The 18644-nt window shown below is 64.2% G+C and carries 16 protein-coding genes; 6 read left to right on the forward strand and 10 right to left on the reverse strand.

Features of this window, described 5'->3' with window-relative positions; genetic code table 11:
- The 3 genes from ACLV8F_RS11980 to ACLV8F_RS11990 all read right to left on the reverse strand — a co-directional run.
- The coding region (locus ACLV8F_RS11980; protein WP_411884447.1) for an NAD(P)/FAD-dependent oxidoreductase at positions 1 to 771 on the reverse strand (771 nt) is incomplete at its 3' end.
- Between the two features lie 29 nt (positions 772 to 800).
- Positions 801 to 1934, reverse strand: coding sequence for a branched-chain amino acid ABC transporter substrate-binding protein (locus tag ACLV8F_RS11985; protein ID WP_411884448.1), 1134 nt, complete (start codon positions 1932 to 1934; stop codon positions 801 to 803).
- Between the two features lie 37 nt (positions 1935 to 1971).
- Positions 1972 to 2886: a dihydrodipicolinate synthase family protein gene (locus tag ACLV8F_RS11990; protein ID WP_411884449.1), complete on the reverse strand. Its 915-nt coding sequence runs from the start codon at positions 2884 to 2886 to the stop codon at positions 1972 to 1974.
- A gap of 639 nt (positions 2887 to 3525) precedes the next feature.
- Between ACLV8F_RS11990 and alaS the strand changes: the two genes are divergently transcribed.
- Complete coding sequence (gene alaS, locus ACLV8F_RS11995) at positions 3526 to 6150, forward strand: alanine--tRNA ligase (protein ID WP_411884450.1); 2625 nt, start codon at positions 3526 to 3528, stop codon at positions 6148 to 6150.
- 74 nt (positions 6151 to 6224) lie between these two features.
- Here alaS and egtD read toward each other — a convergent pair whose 3' ends face one another.
- Together egtD and ACLV8F_RS12005 are read right to left on the reverse strand one after the other, a co-directional pair.
- The gene (egtD, locus tag ACLV8F_RS12000; RefSeq protein WP_411884451.1) at positions 6225 to 7253 is read right to left on the reverse strand and encodes an L-histidine N(alpha)-methyltransferase; all 1029 of its coding nucleotides are present in this window, start codon (positions 7251 to 7253) and stop codon (positions 6225 to 6227) included.
- 210 nt (positions 7254 to 7463) lie between these two features.
- Positions 7464 to 8354 (reverse strand): LysR family transcriptional regulator, encoded by an 891-nt coding sequence (locus ACLV8F_RS12005; RefSeq protein ID WP_411884452.1) that lies wholly within the window; start codon positions 8352 to 8354, stop codon positions 7464 to 7466.
- A 112-nt stretch (positions 8355 to 8466) separates the two neighbouring features.
- On the opposite strand from ACLV8F_RS12005, the gene ACLV8F_RS12010 reads away from it, so the two are divergent.
- The 5 genes from ACLV8F_RS12010 to ACLV8F_RS12030 all read left to right on the forward strand — a co-directional run bounded on the left by ACLV8F_RS12010 (position 8467) and on the right by ACLV8F_RS12030 (position 13252).
- Positions 8467 to 8904 carry a VOC family protein gene (locus tag ACLV8F_RS12010; RefSeq protein WP_411884453.1) on the forward strand — a complete coding sequence of 146 codons (438 nt, stop codon included), beginning with the start codon at positions 8467 to 8469 and terminating at the stop codon, positions 8902 to 8904.
- Positions 8905 to 8966: 62 nt separating this feature from the next.
- Entirely contained in the window at positions 8967 to 9512 is a 546-nt protein-coding gene (locus tag ACLV8F_RS12015; RefSeq protein WP_411884454.1) for a TlpA family protein disulfide reductase, read from the forward strand.
- Between the two features lie 252 nt (positions 9513 to 9764).
- A complete protein-coding gene (locus ACLV8F_RS12020) occupies positions 9765 to 10913 on the forward strand; it encodes a cache domain-containing protein (RefSeq protein WP_411884455.1) in 1149 nt (382 codons plus the stop codon).
- Positions 10910 to 12025: a hypothetical protein gene (locus tag ACLV8F_RS12025; protein ID WP_411884456.1), complete on the forward strand. Its 1116-nt coding sequence runs from the start codon at positions 10910 to 10912 to the stop codon at positions 12023 to 12025. Before ACLV8F_RS12020 ends, ACLV8F_RS12025 begins: the two co-directional genes overlap by 4 nt.
- A 111-nt stretch (positions 12026 to 12136) precedes the next feature.
- Complete coding sequence (locus ACLV8F_RS12030; protein WP_411884457.1) at positions 12137 to 13252, forward strand: transglutaminase-like domain-containing protein; 1116 nt, start codon at positions 12137 to 12139, stop codon at positions 13250 to 13252.
- Positions 13253 to 13324: 72 nt separating this feature from the next.
- Here ACLV8F_RS12030 and ACLV8F_RS12035 read toward each other — a convergent pair whose 3' ends face one another.
- From ACLV8F_RS12035 to ACLV8F_RS12055, 5 genes are read right to left on the reverse strand one after another with little or no spacing between them, the layout of a single operon-like run.
- Positions 13325 to 14464, reverse strand: a complete 1140-nt coding sequence (locus tag ACLV8F_RS12035) for a DUF2827 domain-containing protein (RefSeq protein WP_411884458.1) — start codon at positions 14462 to 14464, stop codon at positions 13325 to 13327.
- A 12-nt stretch (positions 14465 to 14476) separates the two neighbouring features.
- Entirely contained in the window at positions 14477 to 15595 is a 1119-nt protein-coding gene (locus tag ACLV8F_RS12040) for a DUF2827 domain-containing protein (RefSeq protein WP_411884459.1), read from the reverse strand.
- Positions 15596 to 15614: 19 nt separating this feature from the next.
- A complete protein-coding gene (locus ACLV8F_RS12045; RefSeq protein ID WP_411884460.1) occupies positions 15615 to 16211 on the reverse strand; it encodes a hypothetical protein in 597 nt (198 codons plus the stop codon).
- Positions 16211 to 17365, reverse strand: a complete 1155-nt coding sequence (locus ACLV8F_RS12050) for a DUF2827 domain-containing protein (protein WP_411884461.1) — start codon at positions 17363 to 17365, stop codon at positions 16211 to 16213. The genes ACLV8F_RS12045 and ACLV8F_RS12050 overlap by 1 nt, the downstream gene beginning before the upstream one ends.
- Positions 17362 to 18522, reverse strand: coding sequence for a DUF2827 family protein (locus ACLV8F_RS12055; RefSeq protein WP_411884462.1), 1161 nt, complete (start codon positions 18520 to 18522; stop codon positions 17362 to 17364). The genes ACLV8F_RS12050 and ACLV8F_RS12055 overlap by 4 nt, the downstream gene beginning before the upstream one ends.
- Positions 18523 to 18644: the final 122 nt, after the last annotated feature.

Raw genomic sequence — 18644 nt, forward strand, 5'->3', positions numbered from 1 at the left:
GGTGGGGCGCGGCTGCAGGTTGAACGCGACCGACGGGCCTTCGCTGTGGTGCGCGCTGGTGACGTAGCCGAGTTCCACCAGCTGGTGGTGCACCTTGCCCGGGTAACGGTCGGTGATCACCAGGTGGCCTTTTTTGGGCCGGATCGGCAACTCCGGGCAGAGCGCGGTGGCGTGGATGCCGTTGGCCAGCAGAATCATGGGCGCGGTGCGATGGCCCCCATCGGCAAGCTGCACCCTGTTGCGTTCAATGCGCACGACCTCGGCGTGTTCCAGCTGGATGCGTTCGCCGCCTTGCTCAATCAGCCAGTTTGCCGCTACCGGCGCGTACACAATGCTGTCGCCGGTCACTTTCAGGGCCCCGGCGAGCCCCGGGCGAAGTGCGGGCTCGGCGCGCGCCAACGCCTTGGCGCCCAGCAGAAGGCAATCAATGCCGTGTGCGCTCAGGCGGGCGTGCTTTTCTTCGGCGGCCTGCATTTCCGCTGTATCCGCCGCAAGCCAAAGCGTTCCGCACGGGCTGAACGCGCACTGCGAAGGCATGCGCGGGGCCAGTTCGCGCCACAGTGCCAGCGAACGCTGGCTGAGGGCCAGCTCCGCCGGGTTGTCGTCCATGACCACGAGGTGCCCCATGCCGGCCGCCGTGGCGCCCGGGCGGCGGGCATCGAGTATCCGCACGGTCAGGCCGGAGGCAGCCAGGGCTTGCGCGCAGGCCGCACCCACGATGCCGGCGCCGATCACCAGGACGTCCGCCTCCCGGCTCGATGCTTCAGGCACGGTGGTGCTCACTATGGCGCCGGCAGTGTTCAGTAACTCGCCAGCGCCGTGGGCTGGGCATTCCTGAACGTGAACACCGTGATGGGCGCCTGGGTCATGTTGCCCTTGTCGTCATAGGTGTAGGTGCCCGCAACGCCCTTGTAGCTGCCCTTGTAGATTTCAGCGCCGACCTTGGCCACGTCGATGGAGTCGGCCTTGCGCATGGCCTCTCCGATCAGCATGGTCTGGTCATAGAAGGACGCGCCGTAGGCGTCCGTATCGAGGTTGAAGCGCTTTTTGTATTTGGCCTTGAAGGCCGGTCCGCCCGCGGCCTTTTCCAGCATGGAGCCACCTTGCGCGCAAAAAACCGTGTCGTTGACCGCGTCGCCGCCGAGCTTGCCCATTTCGGGGCTGCACAGCGTGTCGCCGCCCAGCAGCTTGGCGCTCAGGCCCAGCTGTTTCATCTGGCGCACCATGGGCGCGGCCTGCGGTGCATAGCCGCCGAAGAAGATGGCCTCCGGTTTCTGTGCCTTGAGGTTGGTCAGGATGGAGAGGAAATCCACGGCCTTGTCGGTCGTGTATTCCTGCCCGACCACCGTGAGGCCCTGTTTTTTGGCTTCCTTGACGAATTCTTCCGCAACGCCCTGGCCGAAGGCCGTGCGGTCGTCGATCACACCGACCTTGCTGACCTTCAGGACCTTGGCGGCGTACACCGCCATGCTGGAGCCGATCTGTGTGTCGCTGGCAATGATGCGGAACAGGTTTTTGTAGCCGCCCTGGGTGACCTTGGGGTTGGTGCCGACGGTCGACATCATGGCGCCGCCTTCGCTGTACACCCGTGAGGCGGGAATCGCAACGCCCGAGCAATAGGGGCCCATGACGTATTTCACTTTGCTGTCAACGAGTTTTTGGGCTGCGTTTACGCCGGCCTTGGCGTCGCACTGGTCGTCCTCCGACTGCAGTTCGAACTTGAGTGTCTTGCCGCCCACCACCATTTTTTTGGCGTTGAGTTCTTCAACCGCCAGGCGGACACCGTTTTCGTTGTCCTTGCCGGCGAACGCGTTCGGCCCCGAAAGCGGGCCGGTGTGGCCGATGGCCACGACCTGTTCCTGCGCCTGTGCCGTGGAAGCCAGCGCGATGGCGGCGATGCCGATCAGTGAAACGATGCTGTTGCGATGTGTCATGGATGTCTCCTCTATGCGGGTTGCGGGGTTGGAAAAATCAAGGGGCGGACTGGTACTTGGCCGGGCGGGTCGCCAGGGCCTTGGCCACGACGCCTTCGATGAACGCGCGCTCGTCGCCTATCAGCGGCAGGCGCGGGCGGCGCATGTGCTCGGTGCCCACGCCGACCAGCGCGTCGATGAGCTTGAGGTTTTGCACCAGCTTGGTGGACACGTCCAGGTGCAGCATGGGTGTCATCCACTGGTAAAGCTTGAGCGCTTCGGCGAACTGGCCGGCCTTCATCAGGTCGTAGAGCGCCACGGTTTCGCGCGGGAAGGCGCAGCCCACGCCGGCCAGCAGGCCGTCGCAGCCCAGCGCTAGGCCTTCGTAAGCCAGGTCGTCCACGCCCAGGAAGAGCTGGTAGCGATCGCCCACGGTGTTGCGCAGGTCGGTGATGCGGCGGATGTCGTCGCTGCTCTCCTTGATGGCGACCAGCCACTCGCAGTCGGCCAGCTCGGCCATGTGTTCGGGCTTCAAGTCCACCCGGTAGGCGACCGGGTTGTTGTAAATCATGATCGGCTTGCGCGCGGCCTCGGCCATGGTGCGCACGTTGAGCATGGCTTCGCGCGCGTCGGCCACGTAAATCACCGAAGGCATGACCATGAAACCGTCGACGCCGAGCTGGTTGGCGCCGGCGATGTAGCGCAGCGCCTCGCGCGTGCTGGTTTCCGAAACGTTGGCCAGCACCGGCACGCGGCCCTTGCTGGCATCCAGCGCGATTTTGGCGACCTGGAGTTTTTCTTCCAGCGACAGCGTGCTGGCTTCGCCCAGCGAGCCGCAGGTCACCAGGCCGTGGATGCCGTTGCGGATCTGGAAGTCGATGTGGCGCGCCGTTCCCTCGGCGTCGATGCTTTCGTCGGCGTGGAATTTGGTGGTGACGGCGGGAAAAATGCCTTGCCAGCGGGGATTGTTCACGGGAATGCTCCTGAAGATGGGGTTGAAATGGGAGAGATATAAATATATTAAGAAAATATTTAAATTATCTTTACAGGGTATTAAGCAGCTTGCGTGCCAGCTTTTTTCGAGGTAAAGAAGGGGTGGGAACGGATTTCCGGCGCCGCAATACGGCATGCGTTTCGCCCTCGTGCCAAGGCGGTGCACGAGGGCACCGCCTTGATGCGCGGGCGCTGGCCGGGGGATTGCCCCGCGCGGGGCTTGGGCAGGGACCCGCGCCTATAATCAAATGTTCAAGTAAATCAAGCGCTTAGGTGGGTTCGACGCAGTGGGTACGACCTGAGAACCTGTCTATGATTTATTTGGAACCACGCAGGTGCCTTTGCGGGATGGGATGCAAGGCGCGGCGCGCCCGCCAATAGCTCTAGCTATTGGCAAGTGCCGCAACGCAGCAGACCGCCCGAAAAGGCTCCTGCCCTTCGGGTTGGGGTGAAATCGGGCGATTTGGCGCCCCAGTCCCTTGCATGGGCATGAGCCCATGCGGCGGGCTCTGGGCCACCAACTCATCCCGATTGCACCCCAACGTGGTCCCAAATAAATCGTAGACAGGTTCTGGAGGTCGCCGGCGGCCGGCCACCTTGCCAGACCACAAATTCCAAGATGAGCCAGCCCACTTTCACCGTCGCCGACATCCGCAAGACCTTCCTCGACTTCTTCGCGTCCAAGGGCCACACCGTGGTGCCGTCCAGCTCGCTGGTGCCGGGCAACGACCCGACGCTGATGTTCACCAACTCCGGCATGGTGCAGTTCAAGGACGTGTTCCTCGGCACCGACAAGCGCCCCTATGTGCGCGCCGCATCCGTCCAGGCCTGCCTGCGCGCCGGCGGCAAGCACAACGACCTGGAGAACGTGGGCTACACCGCGCGCCACCACACCTTCTTCGAGATGCTGGGCAACTGGAGCTTCGGCGACTACTTCAAGCGCGAGTCGCTCAAGTGGGCCTGGGAGCTGCTGACCGAGGTCTACAAGCTGCCGGCCGACCGCCTGCTGGCCACGGTGTACGAAGAAGACGACGAGGCCTACGACATCTGGACCAAGGAGATCGGCCTGCCACCCGAGCGCGTCATCCGCATCGGCGACAACAAGGGCGGCCGCTACAAGTCCGATAACTTCTGGATGATGGCCGACACCGGGCCTTGCGGCCCGTGCTCGGAAATCTTCTATGACCACGGCGACCACATTCCCGGCGGCCCGCCCGGCAGCCCGGACGAAGACGGCGACCGCTTCATCGAGATCTGGAATAACGTGTTCATGCAGTTCGACATGGCGGCCGACGGCAGCGTCACCAAACTGCCCGCGCCCTGCGTGGACACCGGCATGGGCCTGGAGCGCCTGGCCGCCATCCTGCAGCACGTGCACAGCAACTATGAAATCGACATCTTCGACGCGCTGATCAAGGCCGCCAGCCGCGAGACCGGCGAGAAGGACCTGGGCAACAAGTCGCTGCGCGTGATCGCCGACCACATCCGCGCTACCGCTTTTCTGGTGGCCGACGGCGTCAACCCTTCCAATGAAGGCCGCGGTTATGTGCAGCGCCGCATCATCCGCCGCGCGATCCGCCACGGCTACAAGCTGGGCAAGAAGACGCCTTTCTTCCATAAGCTGGTGCATGACCTGGCCGGGCTGATGGGCGACGCCTATCCCAAACTCAAGACCGACGAAGCCCGCATCACCGCGGTGCTCAAGGCCGAGGAAGAGCGCTTCTTTGAAACGCTGGAAATCGGCATGACCATCCTGGACACGGCGCTGGCCGGCGGCGCCAAGGTGCTGCCCGGCGACGTGGCCTTCAAGCTGCACGACACCTACGGTTTCCCGCTGGACCTTTCGGCCGACGTCTGCCGCGAGCGCGGCGTGGAAGTCGACGAAGCCGGCTTCCACGCCGCCATGGACAAGCAGAAGAACCAGGCGCGGGCCGCAGGCAAGTTCAAGATGGACCGCGCGCTGGAATACACCGGCGGCGGCAACATCTTCACGGGCTACGAGCTGCTCGAAGAACCCGCGAAAGTGGTGGCGCTCTACGCCGACGGCGTGGCGGTGCAGGCTCTCAACGCCGGGCAGAGCGGTGTGGTGGTGCTGAACACCACGCCTTTCTACGCCGAAAGCGGCGGCCAGGTCGGCGACCAGGGCCGCATCACCGCGGCGGGCAGCAGCTTTGCGGTGGACGACACCCTGAAGATCAAGGCCGAGGTGTTCGGCCACCACGGCACGCAGGAAAGCGGCACGCTGAACGTCGGCGATGCGGTGACGGCACAGGTCAACACGGCCGTGCGCGCGGCCACCGTGCGCAACCACAGCGCCACGCACTTGATGCACAAGGCGCTGCGCGAAGTGCTGGGCGATCATGTTCAGCAAAAGGGCAGCCTGGTGAACGCTGAGCGCACGCGGTTTGACTTCGCGCACAACGCGCCCGTCACCGACGCGCAGATCCGGGAGATCGAAGCGCGCGTCAATGCCGAGATCCTCTCCAACGTGGCGACGGATGCCAGCGTGATGGCCATGGAAGATGCGCAGAAATCCGGCGCGATGATGCTCTTCGGCGAGAAATACGGTGAGACCGTTCGCGTGCTGACGATCGGCTCCAGCAAGGAGCTCTGCGGCGGCGTTCACGTCAAACGCACCGGCGACATCGGCCTCTTCAAGATCGTCGCCGAAAGCGGTGTGGCCGCCGGCGTGCGGCGCGTGGAAGCCGTGACCGGCGAAAACGCGCTGGCGTATCTGCAGTCGCTCGAATCCACGGTCGAGGCCGCGGCCGGCTCGCTCAAGGCCAGCCCGTCGGAACTGCAGGGCCGCATCAGCCAGGTGCTGGACCAGGTCAAGGCGCTCGAGAAAGAAATCGCCGCGCTCAAGGGCAAGCTGGCGTCGTCGCAGGGCGATGAGCTGCTCACGCAGGCGGTGGACGTCAAGGGCCTGAAGGTGCTGGCCGCCAGGCTCGAAGGCGCCGACGCCAAGACGCTGCGCGACACCATGGACAAGCTCAAGGACAAGCTCAAGACAGCCGTCATCGTGCTGGCCGCGGTCGATGGCGACAAGGTGCAGATCGCCGCAGGCGTGACGGCCGACAGTGTCGGAAAAGTGAAGGCTGGCGAGTTAGTCAACTTTGTGGCCCAGCAGGTGGGCGGCAAGGGCGGCGGCAAGGCCGACATGGCCATGGCCGGCGGCACCGATGCGTCCAAACTGGGCGATGCGCTGAAGTCTGTGCAGGGCTGGGTGAACGAACGCGCCTGACGCATTCCCGCCTCAAAAAATAAAGGCCGGTTTCCCGAGGGAAACCGGCCTTTATCTTTGCCTGAATGAAAGTGCTAAACGGCGGCCCAGAACACCGCGAACCAGCTGTCCGGGTCGGTCCAGTATTCGATGTGTTTGAAACCGGCCTGCCGCAGCAGCGTCGTCATGCCGTCCACCGTGTATTTGTAGGAGCACTCGGTGTGGATGCGCTCGCCGGCCTTGAAGAGTCGCTCGTGGCCCGGCCAGCGCACCGTCAGCTCGCTTGTGGCTTCCAGGTGCATCTCGATGCGCGACTCGGCCGCGTTGAACAGCGCGACGTGGCGCCACTGCCGCACGTCAAAGTCCGATGCCAGCAGTTCATTGACGTTGAGCAGCAGGTTTTTGTTGAAGGCGCCGGTCACGCCGAGCGCGTCGTCATAGGCGGCTTCCAGGCGTGCCGTGTCTTTCACCAGGTCAATGCCCATCAGCAGCCCGCGCGCCTTGCCTTGGGCCGGGTCGGCGATGTGCTTGAGGAACTGCAGGGCCTGCGCGGGATGGAAGTTGCCCAGGCTGGAGCCGGGGTAGAAAAACACGCGGTCGTAGGGCTGCACTTCATCCGGCAGCGCCAGCCCGGCCGAGAAGTCCATGCCCACGCCGACGATGTCCAGCGCCGGAAAATTGTTTTGCACCTGCTCGGCGGCGTCGCGCAAAAACTCGACGGAGATGTCGACCGGCACATACTGGCGCGGCTGCAGGTGGGGAATCAGCGTCATGGCCTTGGCGCAGTTGCCCGCGCCCAGGTCGATCAGGCAGGGCCTGCTGATGCCCGCCGCCGCCAGCGTGGCGGCGATGGGCGTGTGCGCCGCTTCGAAGATGCCGGCTTCGGTGCGCGTGGGGTAGTACTCTTCCAGGCCGGTGATGGCCTCGAAGAGTTTGGAGCCCAGCTCGTTGTAGAAAAATTTGGGCGACACACTGGCCGCCGGGGCCGTCAAGCCGTCTGTCAATTCCTGCGCCGTGGCCTGGCCCGCCTGGGCATCAGTGCCCGGTCGGTAGAGGTCTATGAATTGCGGCGAGGCGGGAGGCAGCGGGAGCGAGAGGGCCGAGATGTTGAGGGGGAGGTTCAAGATTCGCCTTGGCTACGGTTATTTGGTTATGAAGTTAGATTTAAAAGCCGTTTGGAAAGGTCGTTTGTAGGACTGAATCGCTTTGGGTGCAAGGGCACCCTTGCCATTTCCCGCCCTATATAGGGTTTGCGGTTAGGCGCTTGGTTGTGTGCCTGCCGAAACCCGCTCTTTGGTCGTTGCAGGCTGCGGTTTCTTACAAAACCGAAAAGCTCAGACGCCTGACGCATTGCTTGCGTTTTGGGCCGCATCGCGCAGGTAATGCACCAACTGGCTGACGATGGGCAGGTTGGCTTTCGCGGTTCGTTGAAGGATGCCAATCTCGCGGAAGAAGGTGTGCTCGCCGAGCGAAACGGCCCGCACATTCGCGGGCAGCGGATCGGGCCCCTGGACCATGGGCACCAGCGCCACGCCCAGGCCCTGGGCCACCAGCTGGATCAGGCCCTGGATGTCGTCAAGCTCGATGGACTCGTTCACGCTGATCTGCATGTCCCGCAGGAACCGCTCGACCTGGCGCCCGCCAAACGACTTCCGGTCGTAGCGCAGAAAGGCTTGCGCCTGCAGCAGCTTGCGCCAGTCCTTGCCTTTCAGCGCGGCGGGCACCAGCAACATGAAGGGTTCCTGCACCAGCGTTTGCCAGTTCAGCTCTGGCAACAGGCCGAAGGGCGGCCTGATCGTGACGGCCATGTCGATTTCGCCGGCGTCCAGTTGATCCATCAGGTGCATGGAGACGCCCGGCACCAGGCTCAGGCGCAGCGTGGGGTATTTCTGCCGCAGCGGCACCAGCGCGCGGGGCAGCAGCGAGGACTGCACCGAGGCGATGGCGCCTATGCGCAGCAGGCCGCCGTCGCCGCCCTGGTCCGGCAGGTCGCCGAGTTTGCCGAAGAGGGTGATGAGTTCTTCCGCGCGCGCCAGCGTGGTGGCGCCGGCCTCATTGAGGGTCGCGGCGCGCCGTGTGCGGTCAAACAGGGCAAAACCTAGCGATTCCTCAAGCCGCTTGATCTGGCTGCTGACGGCGGATTGGGTCAGGCCCAGGCGTTCGCCGGCGGCGGCAAAGGTGCCATGGCGGGTCACGGCGATAAAGGTGCGCAGTTCGGTGATCACCTTTGAATGATCGATTATTTTGTTTCTCAGGGCAAATATATATAGCTTTTCATGATGGGTTGGAGGTTTTACAGTCGAGGCTTCTCTTCCAGCGCTTTCCCGAAAGAACACCATGACAAACCCCCACGCCACCGCCGCAATCCCCTTTCACCTCGCCTTTCCAGTCCATGACATCGCCGCGGCGCGCCAGTTTTACGGCGATGTGCTGGGTTGCCCCGAAGGCCGCAGTTCCAAGGAGTGGGTGGACTTCAATTTTTACGGCCACCAAATCGTTGCCCACCTGGCGCCGGACGAATGCGGCCACAAGCAGACCAGCGCTGTCGACGGCCATGACGTTCCCGTGCGCCACTTCGGCGCGGTGCTGCCCATGCCGGTGTGGGAGGCGCTGGCCGCCAAGCTGACGGCCGCCGGCACCCAGTTTGTGATCGAGCCGCATATCCGCTTCAAGGGCGAGCCCGGCGAGCAGGCAACCATGTTTTTCCTCGACCCGTCCGGCAACGCGCTGGAGTTCAAGGCCTTCGCGACGCTGGAAAACCTCTTCGCCAAATAAGCGGGGTGGGGCGCGCAGGGGTTTGCTACCCTAGCGTGCATTCACCAAAGAGACCCCCGTCAATGTTCCCAGCGCATTCTTCCCGCCGCCAGTTCCTGCAACACGCGCTTGCCGCGTCCTCCAGCACGGCTGTGTTCCAGTCAAACGCGCAAGGCCTGACCGGCCCTGCCTATGAGGTGAGCCCGTGGGCCGGCCCGGTGTCGGCTTTGGGGCTGGTCGACACCACCGGCAAGACCTGGCAGGCAGCCGACCTGCGCGGCCGCGCCGTGCTGCTCAATTTCTGGGCCAGCTGGTGCGAGCCTTGCCGCGCCGAAATGCCCACCCTGCAACAAATCGCCGACTTTTACGGCCCGGAGAAGCTGCTGGTGCTGGCCGTCAACTTCAAGGAACAGCCGGCGCGCGCCCTGCAGTTCGCGCAGACCACGGGGGTGAGCCTGCCTGTGCTGCTCGACCTCAAGGGCGAACTCGCGCGCCGCTGGGGTGTGAAGGTGTTCCCGACCACGCTGAGCATGGACCGCCTCGGCAAGCCGCGCCAGCGCATACAGGGCGAGGTCGACTGGACCAGCGCTGCCGCCGAAAAACTGATTGCGCCGCTGCTGCGCGCGTGATTCCCGTCCAGGGCAGCCGCTTCGCGGCCCAGCAACACCCTTGAAATAAAGGCGGCCAAAGGTACTAAAAGGCCAGCGGCAAGGTAGCTAGAAGTTGTTAATACATGTAACAATTTCTTGAGGCTTGGGTGCCGGCGTGTTTCGGCCACCCAGGCTTTCCTCCCCCCCGCAGCCCGACAGCCGCTGACGCCTTGCCGGCCAAGCCGCGCCGGACCGCGTGTGTTCATTGGCCCGCCTGTTCGAGAACTTTCCATGAAATTTGCAAAAAGCGCGCCCGCGATATTGATCGCGGCCGTGGTGGTGGTCGTTGCCGCCCTGTCCTTTGTCAGCAACCTGATTTCGCACCAGATGGCGAACTCCTTCGAGCAGGCCCAGTTCGAGCTGGTGAGCCAGATCGTCAAATCCCGGCTGCACGGCGCCGAAAGCCAGGCGATTGCGTCCGCCGAGCTGGTGGCCGCGATGCCCGCGGTCAAAAAGGCCTTCGCGGCGCGCGACCGTGCCGAACTGCTGGCCGTCACCAAAGACGCGTTTGCCGCGCAGCATGAAAAATACGGCATCAGCCAGGCGCAGTTCCACCTCGCGCCGGCCGTCTCCTTCCTGCGCGTGCACAACCCCGAAAAGTTCGGCGAAGACCTCGCGAAGTACCGCCAGATCGTCGTCGAGGTGAACCAGACCAACGCGATCCGCAAAGGCATCGAAATCACGACCTCGGGCATAGGCGTGTTCGGCACCTTGCCGATGACGGACGCGGCCGGCAAAAGCACCGGCAGCTTCGAAATGGGCCTGGAGGTCGGGCCGTTGCTCGACGAACTCAAGAAGGACCACGGTTTCGAACTGGCGTTTTTTGTCGACGAACAAAGCCTGCGCGAAACGGCCACCTCGCTCAAGGGCGACGTCTTCAACGAGCAGAACCGCGTCGGCAAGTACGTGAAGTTTTATGCGACCCATGCCGAGCTGCTGCGCCCGCTGGTCGTCGACGCCGACATCAACATCAGCGACGAAAGCCACTATGTGCGCGACAGCGCCGGCGTGGCTTACGGCGTGCTGCTGCAGCCGGTCTACAACTATGCCAAAAAGCAGATCGGCGTGATCGCGATCGCCAAGAACTTCAGCGCCACGCGCTCGGCCGACAAGCAGGCCATCCTCTGGCAGACCCTGCTCGGCATTGTCGCCATCGTGTTGTTGACGGGCGCCGTGCTGGTGGTCATTCGCGGCATGTTGCTGCAGCCCTTGCAACTCGTGGGCGAACGTTTTGCGGGCCTGGCGGACGGAAAGGCCGACGCCGAATCGACACCCATGCCTTCGCCGCTGTGCGACGAAATTGCCGAGCTTGCCGACAGCTATGAGCGCCTGCGCGCGCAGAAAGCCGGCGCAACACCCGCCGCGGGAGACGTCCTGTGAGTGCGGCCAAAAGCGTGCTGCAAGCACTGCTGTTGACACTGGCCTGCCTGGTCACGACTGCCGCAACGGCGGCACCGGCCGCGGCGCCTCCGGCAACCAACGCCGCGACGCCCGAGATACCGCGCGGCAAGGGCCTGCCGGTCGTCGTGCGCACGGCCTTGTCTTTTGCCAGCATCGACGGCTTCGACGACGGCAAGGGCAGCTTCGAGGCGACGACCGACCTGCGCCTGGGCTGGCATGACGGCTCGCTGCGTTTCCCCGCGACTTCGGTGTCGCGCGGCTACAAGGAATACCGCGGCGCGGCGGCTGAGGCCGAACTCGCGCGTATCTGGTCGCCGCCCATCCGCATCGCCAACCGCGTCGGAGAGCCTTCGCTGTCCGAGCGCCGGCTGCGCGTGTTCCCGGACGGGCGTGTCGAGGTGCTGGCGCGGACCACGGCGGTTTACAAGGTCGCCGTCGACGTCGCGAGTTTTCCGTTCGACCACCAGTCCCTCAAGGTCGAGATCATGGTGCGCGAAGAAACGCTGGATGCGGTCGACCTGGACTTTTCCACCGACGACGTCGATTTCAGCAAGGTCGCCGACAAGGCCGAACTCGGCGGCTGGACGCTGGGGCTGGTCAACCTGCACCGCGAGGCGGTCAAGGGCTGGGACGGCGAGAACTATGCGAAGGTCAGCGCCTCACTCGACGTGCAGCGCCTTGCAGCCGGCGCCATCGCCACGGTCTTCATCCCGCTGTTCGCCTCGCTGCTGATTCCTTTCCTGGCCACCTGGATGAACAAGTCCCAGGAGGGCGGTTTTGAGGTCGAGGCCTTCGAGCTTGCCAACGTGGTGATAGGCGGCCTGTTCGCGGTGATCGCGCTGAGCTTTGCCATCAGCGCGGCCTACCCGGTCGTCGCGGCGGGCGACAACACCGTCACGCGGCTGATCGGGCTCAACTATGTCGCGCTGGCCGTGGGCCTCTTCATCATCGTGGTGTTCTACCGCTACAGCCTGCCGGCGCGCTGGTTCGGGCCTTATGTGCAGGAGCAGGGTTTCCGTTTCCTGATCTGGGCCTTCCCCTTCCTGTTTATCTGCACGGGGCTGGCTTTTGTGCTGATGGCCGCGGCCTAGGGTTAAAGAGGAGACACGGAGCGGGGCGCGGGCGATAATCGCGGTCCGACATCCCGGGGCATCTTTACCTGCCGCGGTGCACGTCACCCTCACCACATTCGGAGATCCTATATGACCACCGTACGCCGATCCTTCCTGAAATCCAGCGCGGCGGCCGCCATGGCCGCCGCCTTGCCTTCCCTCAACTTCGCCCAGACGGCCCCCGCGCCCAGCCGCAGCCACTTCGCGCCCCAGAGCGGCGCCTGGCGCACGTTTGACGTGACCACGCGCGTGGACATCGCCAAGCCGCAGGGCGTGACCAAAGTCTGGCTGCCGATTCCTTCGGTCAACAGCGACTACCAGCATTCGCTGGGCAACAGCTTTTCGAGCAACGGCAGCACGCTGCTGACGCAGGACGGCACCGACGGCGCGAAGATGCTCTACGCCGAATTCCCGGCCTCGGAAACCAAACCCTTTGTAGAACTGACCAGCCGCGTGCAGACCCAAGGCCGCGCCATCGACTGGTCGCAGAAAACCGCGCCGGCCGAAAGCGCCGACACGCTGCGCTACTTCACGCGCTCGACCACGTTGATCCCGACCGACGGCATCGTGCGCAAGACGGCGCTGGCGGCCACGCAGGGCGCCAAGACCGACGTCGAGAAAGCGCAAAAGCTCTATGACTGGATCGTCGCCAACACCTACCGCGAACCCAAGGTGCGCGGCTGCGGCGAAGGCGACATCAAGACCATGCTGGAGACCGGCAACCTGGGCGGCAAGTGCGCCGACCTGAACGCGCTGTTCGTCGGCCTGTGCCGCTCGGTCGGCGTGCCGGCGCGCGACGTCTACGGCATACGCCTGGTGCCCTCGGCCTTCGGCTACAAGGAACTGTCGGGCAACCCCGGCAGCCTCAAGGGCGCGCAGCATTGCCGCTCCGAGGTTTACCTCAAGGGCTACGGCTGGGTGGCGATGGACCCGGCCGACGTGGCCAAGGTCATGCGCCTGGAAACGGCGGACTGGATCAAGACCACCACCAACCCGGTGGTCGCGCCCGTCAACAAGGCGCTGTTCGGCGGCTGGGAAGGCAACTGGATGGCCTACAACACGGCGCACGATTTGGCCCTGCCGAAATCGACGGGCGAGAAACTGGGCTTCTTCATGTACCCCATCGCCGAAAACGCTGCGGGGCGTTTTGATTCCTACGCGCCGGACGACTTCAAGTACCAGATCACGGCCAAGGAAGTTGTTTAAGCGCTGAGCAAGCCTTGAACGGAACAATGCCCTCCTCGCGAGGGCATTTTTGTTTGTGCGCTATTCCGCGATTCAAGCGAGCGGCGCGGCCATCAGGCGCAGCAGCAGCGCTTCATACGCCGCCACCACGGCCGGATTGGACGGCAGGTAGCGCGCGATCAGCTCGCGTTGCCGCGCCGTGTAAGCCCCGGCCTGCGCATCGTGGCTGTCGAACACCTCAAGCAGGCGTGCGCAACCCGCATCGACGTCGTTGCCTTCGTAGTAATAACCGAGGTCGGCGCACAGGTGGGCGTTGTGCACCAGCGGGTAGCCCTGCCAGCAGACTTCAAGATAAAAGTAGTTGAGCGCGTTTTGCCATTGGTGGGAGATGACGGCGTCGGTCATCTCGCTGAGGAAGGCCGGTGTCTCGAACACGCCGAGGAAAGACGCCTTGTGCTGGCGCACGATGTCGAGCTGGTTCATGAGCGCGACGAACTCCTTGCTCTCTTGCGCCAGGCGCAGCGCGTTGGTGACGTGCAGGTAAGCAATCGCGTCGGGCCTGCGCCTCCAGGCCTCTTCCGCGATCAGGATGGGATAGAGGCAGAACTTGACCACGTCCAGGTTCTGCTCCATCACGCTGAGCCGGCGCGGGCCGGGCCGGGGCTGGTAGCGCCCGGCGTGGGGGAAGGCGCGGCTGCGTTCCTCGATGAACACCGGGTCCCAGACAAAGGGTACGACGGTGGCCGGCTTGCGCCGCAGCGTCGAAAAATAGTGCTGGCTGATGGGCGCGACTTGCGGGATGACCCAGAGGTCGTCGTAACGCTGGTTGATAAACAGGTCGTGGCCGAACAAGGGCCTGCCGAAGAGGATGGACTCCATGGCATGCACGTACTCAAAGCCGCAGCAGTAAGACACCAGGCGCGTGCCGCGCTGCTTGAGGTAACCGGTCTGCTCCGCGCTGATTTGCCCGCCCAGCTCTATCAGCACGTCCAGGGAGTCTTTGGCGTCCTCGAATGAAACGGTGGGCCAGCGCTGCTGGTCCCAGGGCAGGGCGGCCGTGATGCGCACGCCCGTGGTGTTGACCAGCCGCACGGAGGCCACCTGGCACGAGCCCTTGAGGGTTTCGGCCAGGAACACCGCGTTCTGTTTGATGCCGTTGTTCCACAGCGTCTCGGCCTCCTGGTGCAGGCCTATGGTGATGCCTATGCGCAGGCCGGAAGGTGTGGATGGCATGACGCGGAAACCTCAGCCCGCCAATAGCGCGGCCAGCAGTTCGTCGTAGCGGGCGACGAGTGTGGGGTTGGCCGCCGTATGGACGCGAAGCAGCTCGCGCTGCCGCGCGGCGTAGGCGGCCGCCGTGTCGTCATGCCGCTCCAGCACCTGCAGCAACTGGCGCGCACCGGCTTCCACGTTGTTGCCCTCGTAGTAATAACCCAGTTCCCGGCACATGTTTGCGTTGTGCACCAGGGGATAACCCAGCCAGCAGACATCGAAGTAAAAATAGTTGAGCGGGTTGTCCCACTGGTTGGAGATCACGACGTCGCCGTGCTCGCTCAGGAAATTGGCGGTTTCATAGCGGCCCAGGAAGGTGGCCTTGCCGGCGGCGACGATGTCGAGCTGGTGCATCAGCAGCTGGAACTCGTGGCTTTGCTCGGCCAGGTGTTTGGCGCTGCAGACGTTGAGGAAGTGGATGCGGTCCGGCTGGGCGCGAAAGGCTTCCTCGGCGATCAGGATGGGATAGATGCAGGCCTTGACCACATCCATATTGGGCTCCATCACCGTGAGCCGCTTGGCCGCGCGGCCCGGCTGGTAAAGCGCGCCGTGGGGCAGGGCCGTGACGCTGGACTCCAGCCAGCGCGGGTCCCACACAAAGGGCACGATCTTGGCGGGGCAACGCCTCAGGGTCTGGATGAAGGACAGCGAATTGTTGGCCACCTGCGGGATCACCCAGATCTCGTCGTAATGGCGGTTCATGTAGACACCGTTGGGCCAGATGGGCCGCCCGAACAGGATGGATTCCAGCACCACCACGTACTCGCTGCCGCAGCAATAGCTGACCAGGCGCGTGCCCGCGGCCTTGAGCTGCAGCGAATGCGCTTCGCTGATGCCGCCGCCCAGCTCGATCAGCACGTCGAGATCGTTCATGGCCGCGTCCAGCGTGATCACCGGGAAGGCCTCCAGGTCCCAAGGCAACTGGCCGGTGATGGGAACGTCGGTAGTGTTGACCAGCTGCACCCGGTGGCCCAGCGGCGAGGCCTGCAGCACGCAGGCCAGGTTCAGCGCGTTCTGCTTGATGCCGTTGACCCAGAGGCTTTCGTCGGGCGATCGCAGGCCTATGGTGATGCCTATGCGCAGGGCCGTCATGCTCAGGATGCCCCGCCGCTCATCGCCGGGGGGCTCTCGAGGCCGGGTCTTTCCAGTCGTATTCGACGTGGCGGCGGATGATGAGGCAGCCCGGCGGAGAATCGATCAGGGTCACCGAGGCGCCCGGGTCGCGCGCGTCGACATACACCGTGAAGGTGGCCAGCAACTGCGTGGCCTGGTAGCCGCCCAGTTCCTGCTGCGCGATGCTGCGGCAGGCAAAGGGCGCGACCGAGATGCGTTCGGCCGCGACCGAGCAGCCGCCCGTGCTGTCGGGCACCGCCGTCAATGAGAAGGCCAGCGAGGCATTTTTGTATTCGACGCCGCTCAGCGAGAAAAAGGGCCCGCCGTCGGGGTTCTTGCGGTCCCAGTCGACCAGCACGTCGTTACCCGTGCTGCCGTTGACGGTCAGGGCCGAGAGGCGGGAGATGGCCGGCAGGCAGCGCTTCACGCCCACATTGGTGGCGGCGGCCGTCAGTGCGTCCAGCGGGGCGCCAGGCGCGGGGGCCGCGGGTGGGCGCTGCGGCGTGACCTGCGCGTGGGCCTGGAAACCCGCTGCGCCAAAAACGGCGGCCGCCAGCAGCGCGTGGCGTAAAAAAGAGAAGGAGGGGATGGACATCACGGTGGGCCTGCACGGTACAGATTGACCAGCGCCTCATTGTAGGCACGGACGTTGTTGTCGTTTTCCGGGTCCAGCGTGTGCAGGAAGGCGCGCGCTTTTTCGCGGTAGTTCGCGAGGTCGGCGTCGTGCTGCGAAAACGCCTGCAACACGGCCAGGCCGCCTTCCTCGCAATCAAACTCGGGATAAAAATAGCCGCAATCGCCGATGAAGGTCGAGTTGTGGATCAGCGGGTAGCCGCCGTGAAGCGCCTCGTAATACAGGTAGTTCTGCCCGTTTTCCCATTGGTGGCAGACGACCGCGTCGATCTGCGAGGACAGGCACTGGTAGACCGGAAAGCGACCCTCGAAGGTAGCAAGGCCGTGGCGCACGATGTCCAGGCTGTTGGCGAAGCCGACGAAGGTCACGTGGTCCTTCATGTGGAAGGTGTTGTAGACCCGCAGCAACTCGATCATGCGCGGGTTGGCCCGGTGCGCCACGTCGACCAGCAGCATGGGCAGGTGGCTGGTCTTGACCATGCAGATGTTGGGTTCGAAGATGCCGAGCCGCCACTTCTTGCGGCCGGGTTTGTAGCCGAAGCTCTCGCCGTCGGCCAGCGTCGCCGCCGCGCGGTCTATCACGGCGGGGCTCCACAGGTGCTGCATCAGCCGCACGGGGGCGCGCATCGCGCTGCCGAAGTAGTGCATGCAGCTGCGCTCGTATTCGGGCAGGGTCCAGATTTCGTCGTAAGGCGTTCCGGCGATCAGCAGGCCGTGGGGTTTGTCGAAAATCATGCGCTCGATGTCGATGACGTAGTCGTTGCCGACGCGCATGGTCACGATTTTCCCGCCACGCTCGCGGAAACTTACCGCCCATTCGCGGTTCAGCTGCGCGCTCATCTCAATCATTACGTCGAGTTTTTCGGCCGCGGCCGCCATGTCGATGATGGGCACGGGCGAGTCGGCCATGAAGCGCTGCGCATCGGCCGCGTCGCCGTCCCCGCCGCCGCTGACCAGGTAAGTTTCGGCCACGTTGGGCGCCTTCACCAGCAGCATCACCAGGAACAGGCAGTTCTGGTAGATGCCGTTTTCCCACAGTGACTGCTCGCCCTTGCGCACAAAAATCGAGACGCCGACACGCAGGCGGTCGGGGGCAGCGCGGTTGGCGGCGCTCATGCCGCGGCTCCCGTGCCCGCCGCGTTCCGGAAAAGATGCTGCAGCCTGCGGGCATAGCTTTGCAGGTTGCGGTGCGCGAAAGGATCAACCGAGGCGATCACCCGGGCGGCCTGCTGGCGGTGGTGGTCCAGCCGGGTGTCGTGGCTGCGCGCGGCCAGCAGCAGCTTGCGGGCGCCTTCGACCGTGTCGAAATCCGGGTAGTAGTAGTCGGCATAGCCCGCGTCGCGCAGCCAGGGCGAGTTGTGCACCAGGGGGTAGTTGCCGTAGAGCGCGTCCAGGTAGTTGTAGTTCTGGTCGTTTTGCCACTGGTGCGCGACGACGGCGTCGGCATGCTGCACCATGTAGCCGGCAAAGTCGTGGCGGCCCTGGAAGATCGCTTTTTGCTGCTTGACCATATTCAGCGAGTTGGCCAGGTACAGCAGTGTGGGGTGGTCCTTCAGGTGCAGGGTGTTGAGCACGTGCATGAAATCCACCTGGGCCGGGTCCGCGCGGAAGGCCTCGTCGCAGACCAGCATGGGAATGTTGGAGCATTTGACCACCGACACATTGGGCTCGAAGATCGCCACGCGCAGGCCCGCGGTCTTGCCCTCGGCATTCGGTGCGCGCTTTTTGTAGCCGAAGGAATAGCCGTCTTTTTCGAGTTCCTTCACGCGTTCGGCCAGGAACTGCGGCGACCAGATGTAGGGCACCTCATGCACCGGGCAGCGGTGCAGCGCGCGCAGCATGGGGGCGAAGGCGGCGAAGTCTTTGGGCAGGGCCCAGATTTCGTCGCAGCGGTCGGCCCGGCTGAAGAAGCCCGGGCGGTCAAAGACGGTGGGCTCGATCAGGCCGACATAGGGCTGGCCGGCGCAGTACCAGACCACTTTTTTGCCCTGGGCGCGCAGGTAGTCCAGCCATTTCACATCCAGCGCGCCCGCCATCTCGATGGCCAGGTCGATATGGTCGGTGGCTTCGTGCACCGACATCATGCGCAGGCCCAGCGCGTCCATGTCGACCTGCGGCGGCATGGTGCTCTGGTCGCCGCCGTTGAGCAGCACGACGGACTGCACGAAAGGCAGCTTCTGGAAGGCCTGGGCCAGGAAGACGACGTTCTGCCCCAGCCCGTTTTCCCAGATGTTCTGGCCGGCGTGGGTGAGGACCGAAATACCAATACGCATGCTTGTGTCTCTTCAAATGCAATGAGCGCCGGCGGCAGGGGGAACCGCGCGGCGCTCACCGGGAACCGTGAGGCTCCGTTTGATGGATAGGCGCTTAGGGCATTCTACTGAGGGCTGCTGCC

Origin of the sequence: Polaromonas sp. YR568 (assembly GCF_943369675.1) — a bacterium.
Taxonomy (GTDB): domain Bacteria; phylum Pseudomonadota; class Gammaproteobacteria; order Burkholderiales; family Burkholderiaceae_C; genus Polaromonas.